This window comes from Furfurilactobacillus milii (assembly GCF_021654115.1).
In the GTDB taxonomy this organism is placed as follows: Bacteria; Bacillota; Bacilli; order Lactobacillales; family Lactobacillaceae; genus Furfurilactobacillus; species Furfurilactobacillus milii.
The window spans coordinates 106,346-124,980 of sequence record NZ_JAIWJF010000001.1; the positions used below are offsets into that span (position 1 = coordinate 106,346).

Consider the following 18,635-nt stretch of genomic DNA (forward strand, 5'->3'; position numbering starts at 1 on the left):
TGATCCTTTCCTTGTTTTATTTAGTTCAAATAATGCATGTTTTCTATGCGCCTAACTTCCTGGTTAAACTTCGCGCCGTTTGGCATTGTTTTAACCTTTTTGCTTGAAATTGCAGCATCGAAATCAAAACTAGGCTTATGAATATCTAGGAGTCGTAAATGTTTTGTCCCATAAAGATAGTGAACAATTTGCTGACGCGAATTAAAGTTCTTTTGACCTTTGAAATTCTGTGACCATCCCATTGTTTCCACTTTGCCCTTGAAGGTGGCCCCAGCTGCAGACTTATCAGATGCTCCAAGTGACTGAATTAAATTGATTTCAGCCTTATCATTCTTTGGCAATCCTTTTTGTATACTTGCGAATTGCTCTGGCCAATAAAGCTTCGATAAATATTGCCCGTCATTGTAATCTAACTGCAACTGCGATCCTTTTTTATGAATTGGAATGCGGCTCGAAATTAAAAATATTTGATTACTATTGTCAGATGATACTTCAACAGTCACCATATTGATGAAATGATCATTAATTTGAATATATGTCTTAGGAATAAACTTAAGCGTATAGCTCTCTGGCGCGGCATCATAATCATGTGGCATTGAGTAAATGTCATAGCGATTTCCATAATATTGTTTGGCTCCGAAAACTCCTGCCCCAATAAGCACGATTAGACCAACAATCAACGCGACTAGCTTTCCCCTAGTAAGCTTCCCATGTCGGCGAGGCTTTCTGGTTTGTTTAGTAGCCTGTTGTTGTGTTGCCGATTCTTGACTCATCGTTGCTTGCTGAACGTCTGTCCCATTATTATTCGGAGCCGACTCTACGCTATTTGCTGAACTAACATATTCACGATTAGCCGCCCCACAATATGGGCAAAACTTAGTCGTCCGCGAAATCTGTTTGCCACAGTTTGAACAAAAGACCTTATCATCCATTTACCTATACCCCACTAGAACTGTTTAAGCAGCGACATCAAACTTGATAAAGCGGACTGCGCGGCAATATCCGCAACAATGAAAAGAAGTACATTAATGACAACTGTCGTTAAAATTGCTGTGTAAGCGGAATCGAAACTACCTGTTACACCTTGTTGTGGTGCAACAGACAACAAGCAGCCACTCAACAAGATGAAAAGTTGTAAGACTACTAGTATGGTGTAAAAGCCCACGCCATTCGTTGAATTAACAGCAAACGAATCAAGAAATTGAACAACAGCTAAAACTAAAATGCTACTTGTGTAGTGAGCAAGTCTATTCGTGTAGCCTAAGAACGTTCGATCAAGATTGTGCGTAGCGTAGTGGCTAAAGCAATAGCTCACGCCAACAAAAATGGCATAGATTACCAAACCAACAAAGATGAATTGCATCCAAAATGAGGACTTGACGGCACTTTGAGTACTGGCACCAAAAGCTCCTAGCATTGAAGAACCCATTTGTTCAACCCGCTGAATAACGGTGTTGAATGAAAATGCGTTAAGCAAAATAATAATTGCAAAATTGATTAATCCAAAATACTGTCCCGCACTCTCGTCATTATTAAATGGTTTTTTCAAGGCATCCCATAACCATTGAAAATAATTCGTTGCATAGCCTTGAACGGCCGTAACAGTTTGGTTAGGTTGTGCTGGCGTAGATGTGGATGTGGATTGAGGTTGGCTTGGTTGTGCTGGTCGCACTTGTTTAGCAGTCCCACTCGTTTGCCCCTCAACTGGCAAAACGAAACCACACTTGGTACAAAATTTATCATCAGGAGCTATTTTGGCTCCACAATTTGGACAATACTTCATTGCCCATCCCCCCTTTTTTGGCTAAAACATAGTACATATAAAAGATCTTCGTTAATAACGAGTTGCTATTATTGAATTAAGTTTGCATAATTAACATAAATTTCAAATTTAATATCAATATTACATGTACTTCATATAAGATATACCAGCATATACTTTATGTAAAATATAAATAGTTCATCACTCAATTATAAAAAGCTTCAACGCATCAGCTCTTTGACCGACGTGTTGAAGCTTTTTAACTGAGTTCATTTCACATGTTTTAAAAAGGAAAACCATTTAATTAATTTGTTCAGCATACATTGATCACAAAAAATTTTTAAACATCCATGAATACAATAATTCTAATTTCTAGCCGACCTCGCAGAAATTGACATATGACTTTTGCCGTTTGAGCTTCAGTTATATTAAACATTAGTCGGTTCTTTTTGGACCGTGTCAAAATAATTCATTTTTTCCTCAGTCCACTTTTTCTCATCTTTTGCACCAATTTCCCGAATGATTTTGGCAGGCGTTCCACCAACAATAACATTGTCTGGAACGTCACTCACTACAACTGCCCCGGCCGCAATAATCACGTTATTGCCGATGTTCACACCTGGGCAGACTTTCACGCCACCACCAATCCATACGTCATTGCCAATGGTAATTGAATAACCATACTCTAATCCCATATTACGAACATCAGCCGCAATGGGATGCCCGGCAGTGTACAGGTCAACTGACGGACCAAGCATCACATTATCTCCGATATTAATCGGCGCAACATCCAAAAACACCGCATTATAGTTAGCGTAGAATCGACGACCAACATGCATATTCTGGGTGTAATCCATATGCATAGGTGCCTCAATGTATGCATCTCCCGAAGGACAGTCTATCAACGTCTTCAACATCTTATTACGACCATCGTCATCATCCGGATCGGTATTATTATATTGATAAATCATTTTACGTGTTTGATGTCTCATTGCTACCAATTGATCGTTGTCAGCATTATATAAGCGCCCAGACAACATTTTTTCATAATCTGTATCCATAATAAGATCCTCGATTCTTTAAATTAATTTTTGCGTCGATTGACGTTCAATAATTTTAAAAGGCAAGTATTTCATTTTAATCGTCGCATCATTGAGTAAGTAATTTACACCTTCTATGCCCATGTTATAGAAGGACTGCGTAACACTTGTTATGGCCGGTCTTACATAATCAACCAATTCTGTACCGTCAAAACTGATTAGGCTCAAATCATCCGGAACCTTATACCCTGCATCTTTCACGGAATTCATCATTCCTATAGCAACAACATCGCTTGCACAAATAGCTGCCGTTATGGGTAATTTATTTTCAAACTTAGTCAATGCATTTGATCCATCCTCGTAGAGGCAATCACCAATTTGAATATGCTTATCATTGAAAGGTATTTGGTAATCATGTAGACACTGTTCGTAACCACGAATTCGATCACTAATTGAACCATGCTGCGGAATACCAATGAGGCCAATACTACGATGCCCTTTTTTAATTAAAAATTCGGTGGCCTTATAACCCATTTGGTAGTTATCCGACGTTACATAAGGAAAACTCTGATCTTTAACTGCTGTTGACAAAAAGATACTCGGAATCGTCGTATCGGCTAAAATGCTCTTAACGTGTTCATTTAATTCAAGTGAAACTAAAATAATCCCCTTCACTGCACGTTCAATCACAGTCCTAATGGCACGTGATTGAGAAGACGAATCATTATTGCCTGCATATAGAATAAACACATCAAGATCATTTGCAGCTGCCTGATTTTCAATAGCCGTAATAATACTCGAACTAAAATTTGACTTTGTATTTGAAACAATAACAGCAATTACGTGACTTTGACGCTTAACTAGGTCAACAGCAGCAGTATTTTTAACATACCCGAGTTGTTCGGCAACATTTAATACACGTTTTACGGTATCGCCGTTGTGTTGTCCCTTGCCTGATAAAATCCGCGACACGGTGGCGATTGATAATCCCGTTTCTTTAGCGATGTCTTTAATCGTAATGCGATTATCTTCACTCATTTAAACTACCCTTTGCTTAAAATAAAATTTTTAGATTGTCTTACCGATACCAAGTCTCATGTTCTTTTGATTTGGTATCTTTTTTATTTTACTTCACAAATTGTATTTCAGGGGTTGTAAACGTTTACATTTAAATCTACAATACCACTGTAAACGTTTACATTAAACAAAATATTTTTAGGAGATGTTCTTTGTGGAAGGAATTACACATAACACTGCTACGAAAGTTGACGTACAACGCCCGCAGCAACACCATTCATTACCGAATATTTCAATGAAGATTATGTTTGCAATCACCTTTGGTTTTATGGGTGTCAACATGGCCTTCTCCCTGCAAACTTCACAAATGAGTCGAATTTTTCAGACCTTAGGTGCCGACCCAAATAAACTTGGTCTATTTTTCATTTTACCGCCACTTATTGGAATGATCGTTCAACCTATCCTTGGTAAGTTTTCCGACGGTTTTTGGTCACCAAGATTCGGTCGTCGTATGCCAATTTTGATGGTTTCTGCCCCATTTGCAGCAATCGTCCTTGCATTACTACCAAATGCTGGTTCATTCGGTTTTGGTTATGGTTCAATGGCTGCCTTAATTTTTGGTGCCACAGCCATTCTGTTGATGGATCTCTCAAACAATGCCTGCATGCAACCATTCCGCATGATTATAGGTGATATGGTTAATGAAGATCAAAAAGATCAAGCCTGGTCATGGCAACAAGCTTTCAGCAATATTGGTGGCGTGCTTGCTAATTTGTGCCCCTTTGTCTTAACTGGATTTGGAATCGCTAACGTTGCTAAACGTGGTGTCGTTCCCACATCAGTCAAACTTTCATTTTACTTAGCCGCATTTGTACTGTTACTGACATCAATTTATACAATCGTTTCTGTTAAGGAATACGACCCTATTACATACGCTAAGTATCACGACTTTGATTACAAAGAAAAGAAACAAAAGAAATCCTTTATTACTCTGATGAAAGAAGCACCAAAAACATTTTGGGAAGTTGCTTTCATTCAGTTCTTCGCTTACTTTGGCATTCAATATCTATGGACTTATAGTACCGGTACTATCGCTCAAAATGTTTGGCACACCGCCAATGCTACCTCTGCAGGCTTCCAGTCAGCTGGTAACTGGTACGGAATTTTAACATTTGTTCAATCGATTGTTGGTATATTGTACGGCTTCCTCGTGCTGTCTAGAACAAGTCAGTACAAACGCCCCTTCTGGTATCGTATTGGATTACTGGCTGGCGGTTTAGGAATGATTTGGACTGCCCTTACTCACAACCAATATGTTTTAATTTTTGCTTTTGTGTTAATCGGAATTTGTTTCCTGACTATGCATGCAGAACCATTCGCTATCTTCACCACTTCAACCGATGGTCAAGATGATGGCGCCTACATGGGACTGTTCAACATATTCATTTGTCTACCGCAGATTGTGGCATCGCTAGCTAGCTTTGTACTCTTTCCAATGGTTGGACACTCGATGCCCGCAATGACCATCATCGGTGGTATCGCCTGGTTGATTGGTGCTGCACTTATGGGTGTCATTCATGTTGAACATCCAGCAGAAAATTAAAGATTGATGCATTAAGATCAAAATTTTAGGAGTTTTAAACATGGCAAACGCTAAACTTACTTTTTCAAATGAAAATCAGATAATCAACATTAAGAACGGAACTGAATCTTTACAACTGTCCATTTTAACGGACAGCATCATTCGTGTTTTCGAAAATCATAAAAAGGCAACTAATTCCTATGCCATTGAGGGGAACAAATTTAAGCCAACAGACTACTCTGTCGAGCAGAATGGCGATCACCTTGAAATAGCCACAACTAATCTTAAACTAAAAGTTTACAAGAATTTAATGCTAGATGTTTACGATGCTAATGATCAGCCGTTAATTATGGACTACCGTGGCACTCGTCAGCCAATCGATAAGCATATCGATGAAGCTCATAAAAAAATCGTTCGAGCAGAGGGACACGAAGTATCTGCTGTGAATAGCGCTGAAGATTCCTACTATGAAGTTGTGAAAACATTAGCAGATGATGAACAGTTTTATGGGTTAGGCGATAAAACCGGTTATCTCAATAAAAGAGGCTATGAGTATGATAATTGGAACATGGATGAGCCACGCCCGCACATCGAAACTTTCACTCATCTATATAAATCAATTCCAGTTCTATTCGGTCTAAAGAATGGGCATCCTTATGGAATGTTCTTTGACAACACTTACCGTAGTCATTTCGATCTTGGCAAAGAAAATCAAGGTTACTATTTTTACTCAGCTGTGGATGGCAATATTGACTACTATGTTTTAGGCGGCAAAACTTTAAAAGACGTCATTTCAAACTACACATATTTGACTGGTACGACGCCGTTACCTCAACGCTGGATGCTTGGCTATCAGCAGTCCCGTTGGGGATATAGTATGAGTCAGGCCAAAGTAGAAGAAATTGTCGATAAGTTTGAAGAATACGATCTTCCCTTAGAAGCAGTTCATTTTGATATCGACTATATGGATGGCTACAGGGTTTTCACTTGGGATAAAAACAAGTACAAGAATCCAAAAAAATTGCTTTCGGATTTACGCAAACGTGGTGTTCGTGTCATTCCAATCCTCGACCCCGGCGTAAAACAAGACGATAATTACAATATCTACCAAGAAGGTGTCAAAAACGGGTACTTTGCCAAAGGCACTGATGGCAGTATCTATATCAACCGCGTTTGGCCTGGAAAATCAGCATTTCCAGATTTCGGTAATCCCGATGTCCGTCAATGGTGGGCAAAACACTGTAAATTCTTGTTGGACAATGGTGCAGCTGGCATTTGGACAGATATGAATGAACCAGCAACATTTGATGGCGACATGCCAGAAGATGTTGTAATGACCGACGAGGATAAACCTTCTTCCCTTAAACGAATGAACAATGTCTATGGTCATAACATGGCTAAAGCAACGTTCGAGGGCATCAAAAACGAAACTGGCAAACGCCCATACGTTATCACTCGTGCTGCTTATTCTGGGACACAAAAATATTCAACTATTTGGACAGGCGACAATCAAAGTATTTGGGCACACCTACAAATGATGATTCCACAAATGAGCAATCTTGGGTTAAGTGGTTTTAGTTTTGCAGGTACAGACATAGGTGGCTTTAGTGCCGATACTACGCCTGAGCTATTAACCCGATGGATTGAAGGGGCCATCTTCTCACCATTACTTAGGAACCACTGTGTTCTTCAGGTTCGAGATCAAGAGCCATGGGTTTTTGGCGATAAGGTACTAAATATCTATCGTAAATTCTTGCGTTTGCGTTACCATTTCATTCCGTACTTATATGACTGTTTCTCTCTAGAAGCTAAGGATGGATTACCGGTATTTCGGCCATTAGTTCTTAATTACCCAGGTGATCCGAAGGTTCGCAACCTAAATGACGAATACATGGTCGGCAATCAAGTCCTAGTCGCTCCAATCGTTCAACAGGGTCAAACTAATAGATCTGTTTATCTCCCTGAAGGTTCTTGGATTGATTTGTTCACCGGCGTTCAATATACCGGTAATACTAATATTCTTGCAAATGCACAACTTGATCAATTACCTGTCTTTATTAAGGCAGGCAGCCTCTTACCATGGGGGAAGGCAGTTAATCACCTTGAAGATGCACCAGCAGATGAAATGACCTTTAGATTGTTTGGCGCTCGGGGTAGCTATGTTCACTATCAGGACAATGGTGAAGACTTTAAGTATCAAGATGGTGAATATAATTTATATAACATCAAAGTGTCCGATAATGGTCACTGTTGTATTGAATTAATCAAACATGGCTATAAGCCCGTTTATCGGACAATCCATGTTGAAGCAAATGGTAAGAACCTTCTGTTTACGTATGACGACACAACAGAAACATATGTAACAAAATAGCTCATTCTAATCATCTCTAAAAAATGCCTTTTACACGACCAATCATGGCCGCATAAAAGGCATTTTAATTGTGTCGTTGGCTTATGTATACCTCATGACTTCTAGGAAATTCACGTTTAAAAGCCTGTCTCAATATCGCCTTGCCTTCATGATTATCAAGTAAAACGTGCTTTGTTTCATTTCGATATCCCTGTTCGGTCACAGTCAGTAGATGTTCCGACCGTTCAATTTTTAATGAGCGATCTTTTTTACGCGTTAACAACACAATTGCGACACTTTTGCCAGGTGTGCACACCTGTTTCAGGATGTTTTCAGCCTGTTTAACTGGAATTAAACGCATCATCCTCGCTCCTTCAAAAATCGGTCCAATTCGTCAGTGAATGTTCGTTTTTGTAAATCAGTCGATATGAATAACACCGTTGCTAATTGGTTGTTAACATAAAAGACCACCTGGGCCGAACCAATCGTACCCAGATTTAAACGAAACTCATGAATGGAACGCCCGTTAATTCGCTCATGAGCGGCAATTTTAGTTTTGCTCATGCCGAGATTGATCTGTTCATCAATGGCATCTATAATTTCGTTTTGTATCTGATGCTGCTGACTTCTGAACTTCTTGAAAAAAGACCTGCAACCCGACTTGTCAAATACCGCCTGCATCTTAACGCACTTCCTTCAGTTAAGGCGTACCAGCTCAGGTCCTCCTTGACTATCGAAATTACTCCACTTTTTTGGAACAGTAATCAAATTTATACCGAATCTATGGTTCTTATTGTGATCGTGATGATTTCACTTTCACAACTACTACACTTTTTTCATTCACAACAAGTCGCTAAAAAGAAAACGCAGAATTCTGATTTTGAAATAAATCGGAATTCTGCATTTTACATTTATCGATTTTCTAAAAACATTTGCGCACTACAGTTCCTAGTTTACTTCATCTGTCGTCGCTTAATTTCATCCAGTTGATAACTGTACACTTGGTGCGGTTCGTCAATTTTACCATCACGCTGTTCCAAAAAATCTGACGGAATATCATGATCTGATAAAACTTTAACAACGCGCCGCATATCCCCAGTGAACCACTCGATGTTGTCCTCAACATATGGTTGTGTGCTTAAACCAAATTCATACACGCGCAATGGATTAATCACAACAAGTAGCTTTTTCTTTCCCGAATCGGTGATGCGATTAACGTGCCGCAACAATTTTTGTGGAGTCATTCTATTCACCCTTCCTGTTGTCCAGTCTAACAGACATGCTGCTAATCTTTCTTTGATTTTGCTTGAAAATCCGAACGGTTAACATAAAATTAATGACCATTTATCCCGTCAAACTGACCGTTTGTCAGTAAAGACATGACAATGACGCAATTTCTGCGTATGGTTAATTCAACAGAAGGGAGTGCTTACGGTGAAAATAAATTTTGAAATCATTTCAACAATTTTGGAACCATTCATCACCATCCACGCCGCTGAGAAAACGCCACAGCTTGTCCAATTAAGTGATGAGATTCAACAATTGTCTAATTCGCTAAATCTAACTGGCTACCGCGACACCAAACGTAAAATGATTTCCGTTTTAGAGATAAATCGCATTCAAACAAGCGGCAAACGTGTTATTTGCCAGACGCCTGATGGTGCGTACGAACTGCACCAACGTATTTATGAGCTCGCTGGTACGCTACCGCATAATTTATTTATTCGTACTTCAAGTAGTGAAATCATTCGTATAGCCTGGATCAAGGAATTTGCTCTAACACCAACCGGGATGTACCAAATCATTTTACGAGACGGTCAACAAACGTACACTTCACGAAGATACACGCGTGAAATTAGAAAGGAGCTGCTCTCATGAAAAAAATAATCAATTATCTTCTTCGAGGAATAACCATTGGTATTACAACTGGTTTCCTAATCAGCCTAACCTTTGCATTTATTTATCAGAGCAAAGATTATGCGCCTTCCGCGCCAACCTTCATGTCACATTTCTCCTCGTCTACCTCAGCAACCGCTGTATCTGCATTACTTTGGGCCTTGATCGGATGTGTATTTGCAATTTCTAGCTTGGCGTTTGAAGTAGACCGATGGAGCATTACTAAACAAACAATAGTCCACTTTCTAATTACCTATGTTGGTTTCACCCCGCTGGCCATTCTTTGTGGTTGGTTCCCTTTAAACTTCTTCTGGCTTTCGTTTTTTACCCTCATCTTCGTCATCGTTTACTTCATCATTTGGTTGACTTCCATGACTACAGCCCGTCACGAAGTCCGCGCCTTTAACGCGAAATTACATGATTGAAACCTGTAATCACCACAATTCTCCAGTCTGAGCAAAACCAATCGGAGCCTAACATGCAAAACATCGATTTCACTAATATCGTCTTGGCACTTTTAGTACTATATGCCGTACTCAAACGTCAGTTGTCGCCTCATCGAATTCAGCTCAATCTAACGTTGTATCTTTTCTTGATTTTGTTTGGCGCTGCTTCAGCTGCTGATGCCATCACGCACAATCATTTGATCGTTACAGCAGGTACAGGACTATTCGTTTTAGGATCGTTAATCAGTGCCGTGTTATTTGGTTATCTACGAACACTTTCATACCGCCTGTGGATTGATAAAACTGGCACAGTCATGAGACAGGGCAACTGGGAAACAATTGTCTTATGGATAGTTGGTTTATTCATCCATTCTTTAGCCGGCCTAGCTTGGCACGGTAGTAATGCAACCATCTTGTTGTATCTTGGCATCACATTATTGGTTCAACGCGGATTGGTTTGGGTACGCGCTAAAAGACAATATCCAGAAGCAATGGCTAACACTGTAGCACTACATGAAAACCGGCACGCAGAACGTGAGCAACGCCGTCAACGCAGACGTGAAGACCGAATTGCACGTCATAATAATAATTAAAAAGGCTTGAGAACTCGACCAAATTAGGTCAATTTTTCAAGCCTTTTTAGATAACTAAACTGTATTTCGGTTTCACGTGTAACATTTTTAAACTTTTCAATTACTAGTGCGCTTCCGTCAGTCAATTTCATCATCTAGAATTCAATCAAATGATGCTTAATCGCATAACGTACTAAGTCGACATGAACATGGATATCCAGTTTGCGCATAATATTTGCCTTGTGTGCCTCGACAGTTTTTGTCGAAATGAACAGTTTGTTAGCAATTTCCTTATTCGAATAGCCAAGAGCTATCAGCGGCAGAACCTCTCGTTCACGTTTGGACAATGCTTGATAGCTGCCAAGTTCTACATCAGTGGCATCCGGGTTAATCTTATCGATATCTGATGCCGTCATTTTGATATTACTATCGAGGTATTTCTTCCCGCTCGCAATAACTGTCAATCCGCGAATAACCTCCGTGTCGGGTGAACTTTTAAGCACGTATCCCATCGCACCATTTTTGATGGCCTGATTAATATAAGTTCGTTCATCATGCATCGATAAAATCAGAATTTTAGTCTTGGGAAACGCGTCATGCAAACGTTTCGTTGTCACCAAGCCATTTTCACCGGGCGGCATGCTGAGATCCATGACCAAAATGTCAATGCCACCTTCTTCTACGCGCAAAGATGCTTCAGTTCCAGTCGCGGCCTCGTCAACCACTCTTAACCCGGGCTGTTTATTGATTAAATAAGTCAGTCCAGAGCGAACAACCGCATGATCGTCTGCTACTAATACACTAAGCATCTGGAAGACTTCCTTCCATCACCTTAATCGGAAACTTGACGGTAATTGTGGTGCCAACGTCAAGTTTTGAGTCAATTTCAAAAACACCGTTTAATGCTTTAATTCGATCTGCCATATCATGTAAACCTAATGAATGACCGTTAAATGCTTGGTGGTCGGCCACTTCAAAACCAACACCATTATCAACAATTTGCAGTGATACATAATGTTGATGTTCCACAAACAAAAGGAGAACTTCGGTCGCCTCAGCGTGTTTCAACACATTATTGATGGCTTCTTGGGCAATTCGATACAACGTATTTTGAACCCCTGGGGTTAAGTTATCGCCAGTTGCATTGCCGGCCACTGTAATCGTAACACCAGTCGCTGTTTCAATCCGTTCCGCCAGTGTTTTAAACGCTTCACCTAGCCCAAAGGCATCCAATACCGATGGCCGAACATTGATTGCCATGTCCTTTACTTCACGCAATGTATCACGTAATTGCGCTTCAATGATTCCTGTCCGTTTGCGCATCACATTAGCACATTCACAGCAGCAAGGTTCGTTCAGTTTACGCACGCCCATTATAGCAGCATAGACACCTTGTGCAATGCTGTCGTGAAGATCTGCAGAAATCGTTTTGCGCGCTTGTTCCTGAGCGTCATTGATTGCGCAATTCTGCTTGCGTCGGTCAGCCAGCATGTTCACACGATCAATGGCGCCACAACTTTTAAGTGTCAACGCAAACATGTTAGACGCCGCATCAAGCACCGTGTAAGTCATCGCATAATTTGTGAGTTGGCTGTCGGTGCACTGAGACAATACAGGCATTGAAAAGTCTGTCATTGAATCTATCACGTGGCAGTGTTGACAGCGGTCGCGATCATGATGACGACGTAACGTTGCTTGAACAATTTCAATCAAGTACTGAGGCGAAAAGTTTAACTTATTTTCCAAAGTCTGTGCCAAGGCATTACTGGCAACTAATTCGTCGTCTTGAAAGATCAAAATTGCCTCAGGTGCTTGTTCAAAATAATTATGAATCAATTGATCTTTATCAAACACAAAATGACCCCCTTCAAACACACACTAAACGACTGTTACCATGCTGTTTCGCACACTAACTAAAATCGCTCAAGAGGAGAGGGCTGAACTCCGATAACATCTAAACCTTTTGATTAGAATAGTTCACTATTTCACAAGAAATGAACTATAATCCCCGAGCACGACCGTCTTTATACGGTCACATTGATATAAAATAGCTTAACATATACAGACTGTTTGTAAACGCTTACCGAGAATTAAACTACACTTTTTATTGGGTTGCGCACAGTTTAAAAAACTTTAGTAATCACAGATGACACCGTCTATGTATCGTTTCTCTAAATAGATACATAACCAACAAAAATGGCGATGATCTACTCCAAATCAGAGCTTATCATCGCCGTTTTTATTTGCTACCTGTTCTGTTAATTACTGCATTGTTGTTTAAATTGGCATTTTAAGGCGGCCAACTTCACCTGAACAACCTCATTGCGGTTAATTCGGGCAAAGGCCAAGGTCTCGTCTAACAATTGCTGAATTTCCGTGGCATCATGCCGCAAGTTAATTGCATTTTGTGCGGCCAGAAACTTAATACGTGACAAGTAATATGTCACCCGTTCGTCACAGCAAATTTTCAAACCTGCCTCAATCAGCCAATTACTACGCCGATAGTTTTGCTGAGCGGCATAAAATTCAGCCGTAAAGAAAATGAGCGTCAACACCCGAAGATAGTATTGGTTTTCATCCCCCAGCGCCGTGCGTTGATTGAGACGGATGTATTGATACACCTTGTCAAAGTAGAATGATGCTTGCTTTTGCTGCTGATGGCGATCATACATGATGCCCGATCCCAAAAAGGCCAACTGCGTGAAGATTGTTTGATGCTTTTCATCCAAATCATTTAGAATCCGCGCGAAATCAAAGAGAATGTCATCTGGCTGTCGATTAATCAAGGCGTTTACAATACCGCGCAAATAACACAACTGCATCTTACTATTCAGCGCATCAATCTGTTTGTCATCAATTTTGGCGAGGCGTTTGAGCACACCCTGATAGTTTTCAACCATCAATTCGCGCTCAATTTCGTCTAACTTTGTTTGTAACTCAATGGCGGTCGACTCCCCTTGATATAAGTCGTCTACCGTCATGCCCAAACGAACACACAGTTTACTCAAGATCGACAAGGCAGGCACACGACGATTACTTTCAAACTTACTTAAAGTGGCCTGTGTGCAAATTCCCTGGCACAATTTAACTTGTGAAATTTTAAGGGCTTTGCGCCGCTGAACAAACACTTGTGTCTCCATTTTGGCACCTTTCTGTCATCGTTTAATACGGGACTTCATTTTTGGACGGGCGTCACACCATTTTATTCATGAATGCCCAATGCAACTTTGGCGTAACGGGTCATCATCCCCATGTTCCATGCTGGCTCCCACACGAGATGAATATCACAGTCAGTAACACCGTCAACTGACAGTGCCGCTTCCGTGATGGCATCATCTAACATGTTCCCCAGTGGACAACCCATAGTGGTCAGCGTCATGGCGATATCACAATGACCATCAACGACCGTCACGTTGTAAATGAGACCTAAATTCACCATGTCGATTCCTAATTCGGGGTCGATCACGTCAGCGAGTGCCGTCATAACCGCTGTTTCCGTCTTTGATAATGCCGCTGTTTCTCTTAACATTCGCTGTCCTCATCTTTTCGTTTCAATAATTGAACTCAATGCAGTTTAACCAATCGAGCCTTCCATTTCGAAGCTGATCAAACGGTTTAATTCCACGGCATATTCCATCGGTAACTCTTTAGTAAAGGGCTCAACAAAACCCATGACAATCATTTCTGTGGCCTTTTCTTCGAAAATCCCACGGCTCATCAGATAGTACAATTGCTCCTCAGAGATCTTAGAAACCTTTGCTTCATGTTCCATTGAAACGTTGGCATTATTGATCTCGTTGTACGGAATTGTATCTGATTTTGACTGATCGTCCATGATGATGGTGTCACATTCCACATGTGCCAGAGAACCGTCGGAATGTTTGCCAAACCGCACAGTTCCTCGATAGTTCGTCGCACCACCTGTCTTTGAAATCGACTTTGAGACGATTGAACTGGAGGTGTTTTTCGCGTTGTGGATCATTCTGGCACCAGAATCCTGCAAGATGTGATTGCTGGCGACCGCAATGGACAACATGGTACCCCGAGCACCTTCACCGTTCAGGTACACACTCGGATATTTCATTGTCACTTTTGAACCGAGGTTGCCGTCAACCCATTCCATCGTGGCATTTTCAGCGGCAGCCGCACGTTTCGTCTCCAAACTGTAAACGTTGTCCGACCAGTTCTGAATCGTTGTGTAGCGACAATAGGCGTCCTTTTGTACATTTACCTCAACCACTGCCGCATGCAAACTGTCCGAAGAGTAGTTCGGCGCCGTACAACCTTCAACGTAATCAACCTTGGCGCCCTCTTCGACGATAATTAAGGTTCGCTCAAACTGCCCGGAGTTCTCCGAATTCAACCGGAAATAGGATTGAATTGGCGTACTCGTTTGCACGCCCTTTGGCACGTAAATGAAAGAGCCACCGGACCAAACCGCGGCATTCAGCGCTGCAAATTTATTGTCCGAAGGCGAAACCAGTTTACCAAACCACTTTTTGAATAAATCTGGATATTCCCGAAGAGCAGTGTCCGTATCCGTAAAGATAATACCTAGTTTGGCAAAGTCATCACGCATATTGTGGTAGACCACTTCAGACTCATACTGTGCTGACGAACCGGCTAAGTAATTCCGCTCGGCCTCTGGCACGCCAAGTCGGTCAAATGTTTTCTTCAAATCTGCCGGTACGTCATCCCAATCACGATACTTTTTATCCGTCATTTTTTGGTAGTAGTGCATGTTGGCCAAATCCAATCCCGACAAATCTGGCCCATATGTTGGCATCGGCAATGATTGATAAATTTCGTACGCCTTCAAACGGTAATCGAGCATCCACTGTGGTTCGTGTTTGGCCGCCGAAATTTCGCGAACCGTTGCCTCAGTTAACCCGCGCCCGGTGGAGTAGGCCGGCTTAATATCATCATGAAAGCCGAACTCGTAGTCTTCATCTTTAACTGGTACTGCAGTCGTTTCTGACATTATGCCTCACCGTCACTTTCTTCTTGTTGATTGCTCAATAGCGCCCGCTGCAATGCCCACCAGGATAGCGTTGCACACTTAATTCGAGCTGGAAAACTGACAATACTGGATAAAATTGCTGCATCATCCAATTCGTCTAAATCTGCTTGATCATGCTGTTTGCCCATAACCATATCAGAAAACGTCTTCGCCATTTTAAGCGCTTCATCCTTAGTTTTACCAAGAACCGCATCACTCATCATACTAGCCGAGGACTGGCTAATCGTGCAGCCCTCTCCAGTAAAGCCAATATTAGTAATGACATCGTCTTCATTTAAATCAATATCTAAATTAATAACATCACCACAGGTTGGATTTTTCACAGTCATCGTTGTCGTCGCATCGGTCAGTGCATGTTTGTGATGTGGATGGTCGGCGTGGTCCAAAATGACTTCCCGATATAAACTATTCAGCTTTGATAAGCTCATGACTAAAGAACTCCTTTGTTTCATTCAGTGCGTGAATTAAGCGATCCACATCATCTTGGGTATTGTAGATATACAGGCTGGCGCGGGCCGTTGCCACTAAACCGAGCGTTTCCATCAGTGGCTGTGCACAATGATGACCAGCGCGGACGGCAACGCCTTCCATATCCAGTGCTGTTGCAACATCATGAGGATGCAGTCCCTTAATATTGAATGCAATAACACCAGTATGTCTCGCAGGATCATGTGGACCGTAAACCTCAATCTGATGATCAGCAGTCAGCTGTGGCAGCAAACTGTTAACCAATTGCTGCTCATGTGCCTGCACATTGCTCATCCCCAAGTTTTCTAAATAATCGATGGCAGCACCTAATCCCACTGCGCCAGCGATATTTTGAGTGCCAGCTTCAAACTTCCATGGCAATTCATTCCAGGTGCTTTCGTACCTGTGAACAAAATTAATCATCTCACCGCCAAACTGATACGGTGGCATTGCGGCCAACAAATCCCGTTTGCCGTACAAAACACCGATTCCGGTTGGTGCCATCATTTTGTGACCAGAGAAAGCGTAAAAATCAACGTCGAGCGCTTGAACGTCAACAGGCATATGTGGCACCGCTTGAGCACCGTCACAAACCATAATGGCCCCATGTTGATGTGCCAATTTAGTCAGCGCAGCAATGGGATTGACAGTTCCCATTACATTACTGGCGTGAGCCACTGCAACAATTTTAGTTTTATCCGTAATCTTGGTCTCAGCGTCTGCCATGTCCAATTCACCAGTTGGCGTCAACTCAATGTACTTTAACGTCGCATGTTTGCGCAAAGCCAATTGTTGCCACGGAATGAGGTTGCTGTGATGTTCCATAATGCTAATTACGATTTCATCGCCAGCCTCAATATTGGCTTCGCCATACGTACTAGCGATCAAATTAAGACTGTCCGTTGCGCCTTTCGTGAAAATTACTTCAGCAGGCTCAGCAGCATTGATAAAGTGAGTCACTTTATGACGAGCGTCTTCATATGCGGCTGTTGCACGTTCTGCCAGCGTATGAACGCCACGATGTACGTTGGCATTATCTGTTTGATAAAAGTGTGTCAAAGCGGCCACAACTTGATTAGGCTTCTGGGCCGTCGCCGCATTGTCTAAGTATGTTAATGGTTCATCATTAACCAGTTGATCAAGAATTGGAAAGTCGCCACGTAGATCACTTATATCAGTTTTCATCAGTCAGCTTCCTTTCAATCGTCGTAATTAGTTCCTGCCGAACAGTCTTGGCTGGAATCGCACTCAGAACAACCCCGAGAAAGCCGCGAATGACCAGTCGCTGTGCTTGTTGTCTGTCGATTCCTCGACTCATCAAGTAATACAGTTGCTGTTGATCAACCTGACCCACACTCGCGGCGTGACCCGCCAATACATCATTTTCATCGATGAGCAGAATTGGATTAGCATTCCCGCGCGCTTCGTTTGACATCATCAAAAGCCGATTTTCTTGCTCGGCCTTAGCCCCTGAGGCACCGTGAATAATGTCACCGATACCGTTAAAAACCAACTGTGATCGTCCTAAAAGAACCCCGCGTTGCAGGATATTACCAACTGAATGTTTGCCGCGGTTGGTGACACCATTATTGATGCCCATCCGCGCCGTACCATCTGTTATGGCAATCATTTTCGAGTCAGTTTCTGCGCCTTCGCCTAATAAATTCGTATCAATATTACCAATGGTGTTGCCATCGTTGAGCAGCCCCACCGCCCAGTCAATATTTGCATGATTGGCAGCCAATCCACGACGTTCAAAGTAAGTCACCGTTTTAGGGCCAAACGCATCTAGGGAAGAAAAACGAACCCGGCTGTCTTCAGCAGCATCAATTTCAACAAAACAATTTGCTATGTTTGCCGCCTCACCAACCGTTGATAAATGTTGGGTGAAAGCAAACTCACTACCCGCTTCAGCAACAATTAAAACGTGTGAGATCAACGGGTGGTCAGACTTCGTGCTGTCCTGAATGATATGTGCTTCAATTGGCTGATTCACCACAACCCCACGCGGTACATATATGAAGAGGCCGCTTGTTAACATTGCCATATGGTAACTCGTCAACTTTGTTTCATTTGTTTTAACAACATTAGTCATTAAATGCTGTTTGACCAACTCAGGATATTCGCGCATGGCATCGAATAAATCCATCACTAGGACACCTTGCTTAGCGAGCTGTGCTGGCAACTTAACTTGTGTGGTTGTTTGACCAACCTGAACGATACTAATTTGTTGATCATCCGCTTTTGCGGTAGTTGCATCTAAATCGGATTGGGCCAAACTGGCTGACGATGACTGCCAATGTATTTCCGTAGACGGCATCATTTGCCAATCCCTGTAATCAAATCGCTGAACCCGTGGCATCTTCAACGTTGGCATCTGGTCCATTGCTACGCGTCGTTTGTCTGTCATCCATGCTGGTTCATCATGCTTCGTCACCGTGTCTTCAACCAGTGGCATTGTTTCTTGACTCATGATCACTGC

The 18,635-nt window shown here is 41.9% G+C and carries 20 protein-coding genes; 5 read left to right on the top strand and 15 right to left on the bottom strand.

The genetic code is table 11. The features are described 5' to 3' along the window. Positions 1-20: 20 nt before the first annotated feature. From LDK34_RS00460 to LDK34_RS00475, 4 genes are all read right to left on the bottom strand, one after another. Positions 21-932: a zinc-ribbon domain-containing protein gene (locus LDK34_RS00460; protein WP_236941157.1), complete on the bottom strand. Its 912-nt coding sequence runs from the start codon at positions 930-932 to the stop codon at positions 21-23. 14 nt (positions 933-946) lie between these two features. Further along, positions 947-1,783: a zinc ribbon domain-containing protein gene (locus LDK34_RS00465; RefSeq protein ID WP_178943382.1), complete on the bottom strand. Its 837-nt coding sequence runs from the start codon at positions 1,781-1,783 to the stop codon at positions 947-949. 407 nt (positions 1,784-2,190) lie between these two features. Next, positions 2,191-2,823 carry a sugar O-acetyltransferase gene (locus tag LDK34_RS00470; RefSeq protein WP_178943383.1) on the bottom strand — a complete coding sequence of 211 codons (633 nt, stop codon included), beginning with the start codon at positions 2,821-2,823 and terminating at the stop codon, positions 2,191-2,193. An 18-nt stretch (positions 2,824-2,841) separates the two neighbouring features. Beyond that, the gene (locus tag LDK34_RS00475) at positions 2,842-3,840 is read right to left on the bottom strand and encodes a LacI family DNA-binding transcriptional regulator (protein ID WP_236941158.1); all 999 of its coding nucleotides are present in this window, start codon (positions 3,838-3,840) and stop codon (positions 2,842-2,844) included. 274 nt (positions 3,841-4,114) lie between these two features. On the opposite strand from LDK34_RS00475, the gene LDK34_RS00480 reads away from it, so the two are divergent. Together LDK34_RS00480 and LDK34_RS00485 are read left to right on the top strand one after the other, a co-directional pair. After that, positions 4,115-5,422, top strand: a complete 1,308-nt coding sequence (locus tag LDK34_RS00480; RefSeq protein WP_178943515.1) for an SLC45 family MFS transporter — start codon at positions 4,115-4,117, stop codon at positions 5,420-5,422. A 40-nt stretch (positions 5,423-5,462) separates the two neighbouring features. Further along, positions 5,463-7,772 (top strand): glycoside hydrolase family 31 protein, encoded by a 2,310-nt coding sequence (locus LDK34_RS00485; RefSeq protein ID WP_178943385.1) that lies wholly within the window; start codon positions 5,463-5,465, stop codon positions 7,770-7,772. 64 nt (positions 7,773-7,836) lie between these two features. Here LDK34_RS00485 and LDK34_RS00490 read toward each other — a convergent pair whose 3' ends face one another. The 3 genes from LDK34_RS00490 to LDK34_RS00500 form a co-directional block, all read right to left on the bottom strand. Then, the gene (locus LDK34_RS00490; RefSeq protein WP_225439131.1) at positions 7,837-8,115 is read right to left on the bottom strand and encodes a hypothetical protein; all 279 of its coding nucleotides are present in this window, start codon (positions 8,113-8,115) and stop codon (positions 7,837-7,839) included. Then, positions 8,112-8,432 carry a hypothetical protein gene (locus LDK34_RS00495; protein WP_178943386.1) on the bottom strand — a complete coding sequence of 107 codons (321 nt, stop codon included), beginning with the start codon at positions 8,430-8,432 and terminating at the stop codon, positions 8,112-8,114. The genes LDK34_RS00490 and LDK34_RS00495 overlap by 4 nt, the downstream gene beginning before the upstream one ends. 272 nt (positions 8,433-8,704) lie before the next feature. Beyond that, positions 8,705-8,995 (bottom strand): hypothetical protein, encoded by a 291-nt coding sequence (locus tag LDK34_RS00500; protein WP_161002713.1) that lies wholly within the window; start codon positions 8,993-8,995, stop codon positions 8,705-8,707. 190 nt (positions 8,996-9,185) lie between these two features. On the opposite strand from LDK34_RS00500, the gene LDK34_RS12630 reads away from it, so the two are divergent. Genes LDK34_RS12630 through LDK34_RS00515 form a run of 3 tightly spaced genes read left to right on the top strand, consistent with a single transcriptional unit; the run spans position 9,186 to position 10,686 of the window. After that, the gene (locus LDK34_RS12630) at positions 9,186-9,629 is read left to right on the top strand and encodes a LytTR family DNA-binding domain-containing protein (RefSeq protein WP_236941159.1); all 444 of its coding nucleotides are present in this window, start codon (positions 9,186-9,188) and stop codon (positions 9,627-9,629) included. Continuing rightward, positions 9,626-10,072: a DUF3021 domain-containing protein gene (locus LDK34_RS00510; protein ID WP_178943387.1), complete on the top strand. Its 447-nt coding sequence runs from the start codon at positions 9,626-9,628 to the stop codon at positions 10,070-10,072. The genes LDK34_RS12630 and LDK34_RS00510 overlap by 4 nt, the downstream gene beginning before the upstream one ends. A 53-nt stretch (positions 10,073-10,125) precedes the next feature. Beyond that, positions 10,126-10,686: a hypothetical protein gene (locus LDK34_RS00515; protein WP_178943388.1), complete on the top strand. Its 561-nt coding sequence runs from the start codon at positions 10,126-10,128 to the stop codon at positions 10,684-10,686. 134 nt (positions 10,687-10,820) lie between these two features. On the opposite strand, the gene LDK34_RS00520 is transcribed toward LDK34_RS00515, so the two are convergent. The 8 genes from LDK34_RS00520 to sufD form a co-directional block, all read right to left on the bottom strand. Further along, positions 10,821-11,474, bottom strand: a complete 654-nt coding sequence (locus LDK34_RS00520; protein WP_178943389.1) for a response regulator — start codon at positions 11,472-11,474, stop codon at positions 10,821-10,823. Continuing rightward, positions 11,467-12,519, bottom strand: coding sequence for a sensor histidine kinase (locus tag LDK34_RS00525; RefSeq protein ID WP_178943390.1), 1,053 nt, complete (start codon positions 12,517-12,519; stop codon positions 11,467-11,469). The genes LDK34_RS00520 and LDK34_RS00525 overlap by 8 nt, the downstream gene beginning before the upstream one ends. Positions 12,520-12,923: 404 nt before the next feature. Next, positions 12,924-13,805, bottom strand: coding sequence for a helix-turn-helix domain-containing protein (locus tag LDK34_RS00530; RefSeq protein WP_178943391.1), 882 nt, complete (start codon positions 13,803-13,805; stop codon positions 12,924-12,926). Positions 13,806-13,867: 62 nt separating this feature from the next. Beyond that, positions 13,868-14,194 (bottom strand): metal-sulfur cluster assembly factor, encoded by a 327-nt coding sequence (locus LDK34_RS00535; RefSeq protein ID WP_178943392.1) that lies wholly within the window; start codon positions 14,192-14,194, stop codon positions 13,868-13,870. Positions 14,195-14,239: 45 nt separating this feature from the next. Beyond that, the gene (sufB, locus tag LDK34_RS00540; RefSeq protein ID WP_178943393.1) at positions 14,240-15,646 is read right to left on the bottom strand and encodes a Fe-S cluster assembly protein SufB; all 1,407 of its coding nucleotides are present in this window, start codon (positions 15,644-15,646) and stop codon (positions 14,240-14,242) included. After that, positions 15,646-16,113 carry a Fe-S cluster assembly sulfur transfer protein SufU gene (sufU, locus tag LDK34_RS00545; protein ID WP_178914867.1) on the bottom strand — a complete coding sequence of 156 codons (468 nt, stop codon included), beginning with the start codon at positions 16,111-16,113 and terminating at the stop codon, positions 15,646-15,648. Before sufU ends, sufB begins: the two co-directional genes overlap by 1 nt. Beyond that, positions 16,091-17,338, bottom strand: a complete 1,248-nt coding sequence (locus LDK34_RS00550; RefSeq protein WP_178943394.1) for a cysteine desulfurase — start codon at positions 17,336-17,338, stop codon at positions 16,091-16,093. Before LDK34_RS00550 ends, sufU begins: the two co-directional genes overlap by 23 nt. Further along, positions 17,328-18,626 (bottom strand): Fe-S cluster assembly protein SufD, encoded by a 1,299-nt coding sequence (gene sufD, locus LDK34_RS00555; RefSeq protein WP_178943395.1) that lies wholly within the window; start codon positions 18,624-18,626, stop codon positions 17,328-17,330. Before sufD ends, LDK34_RS00550 begins: the two co-directional genes overlap by 11 nt. Positions 18,627-18,635: the final 9 nt, after the last annotated feature.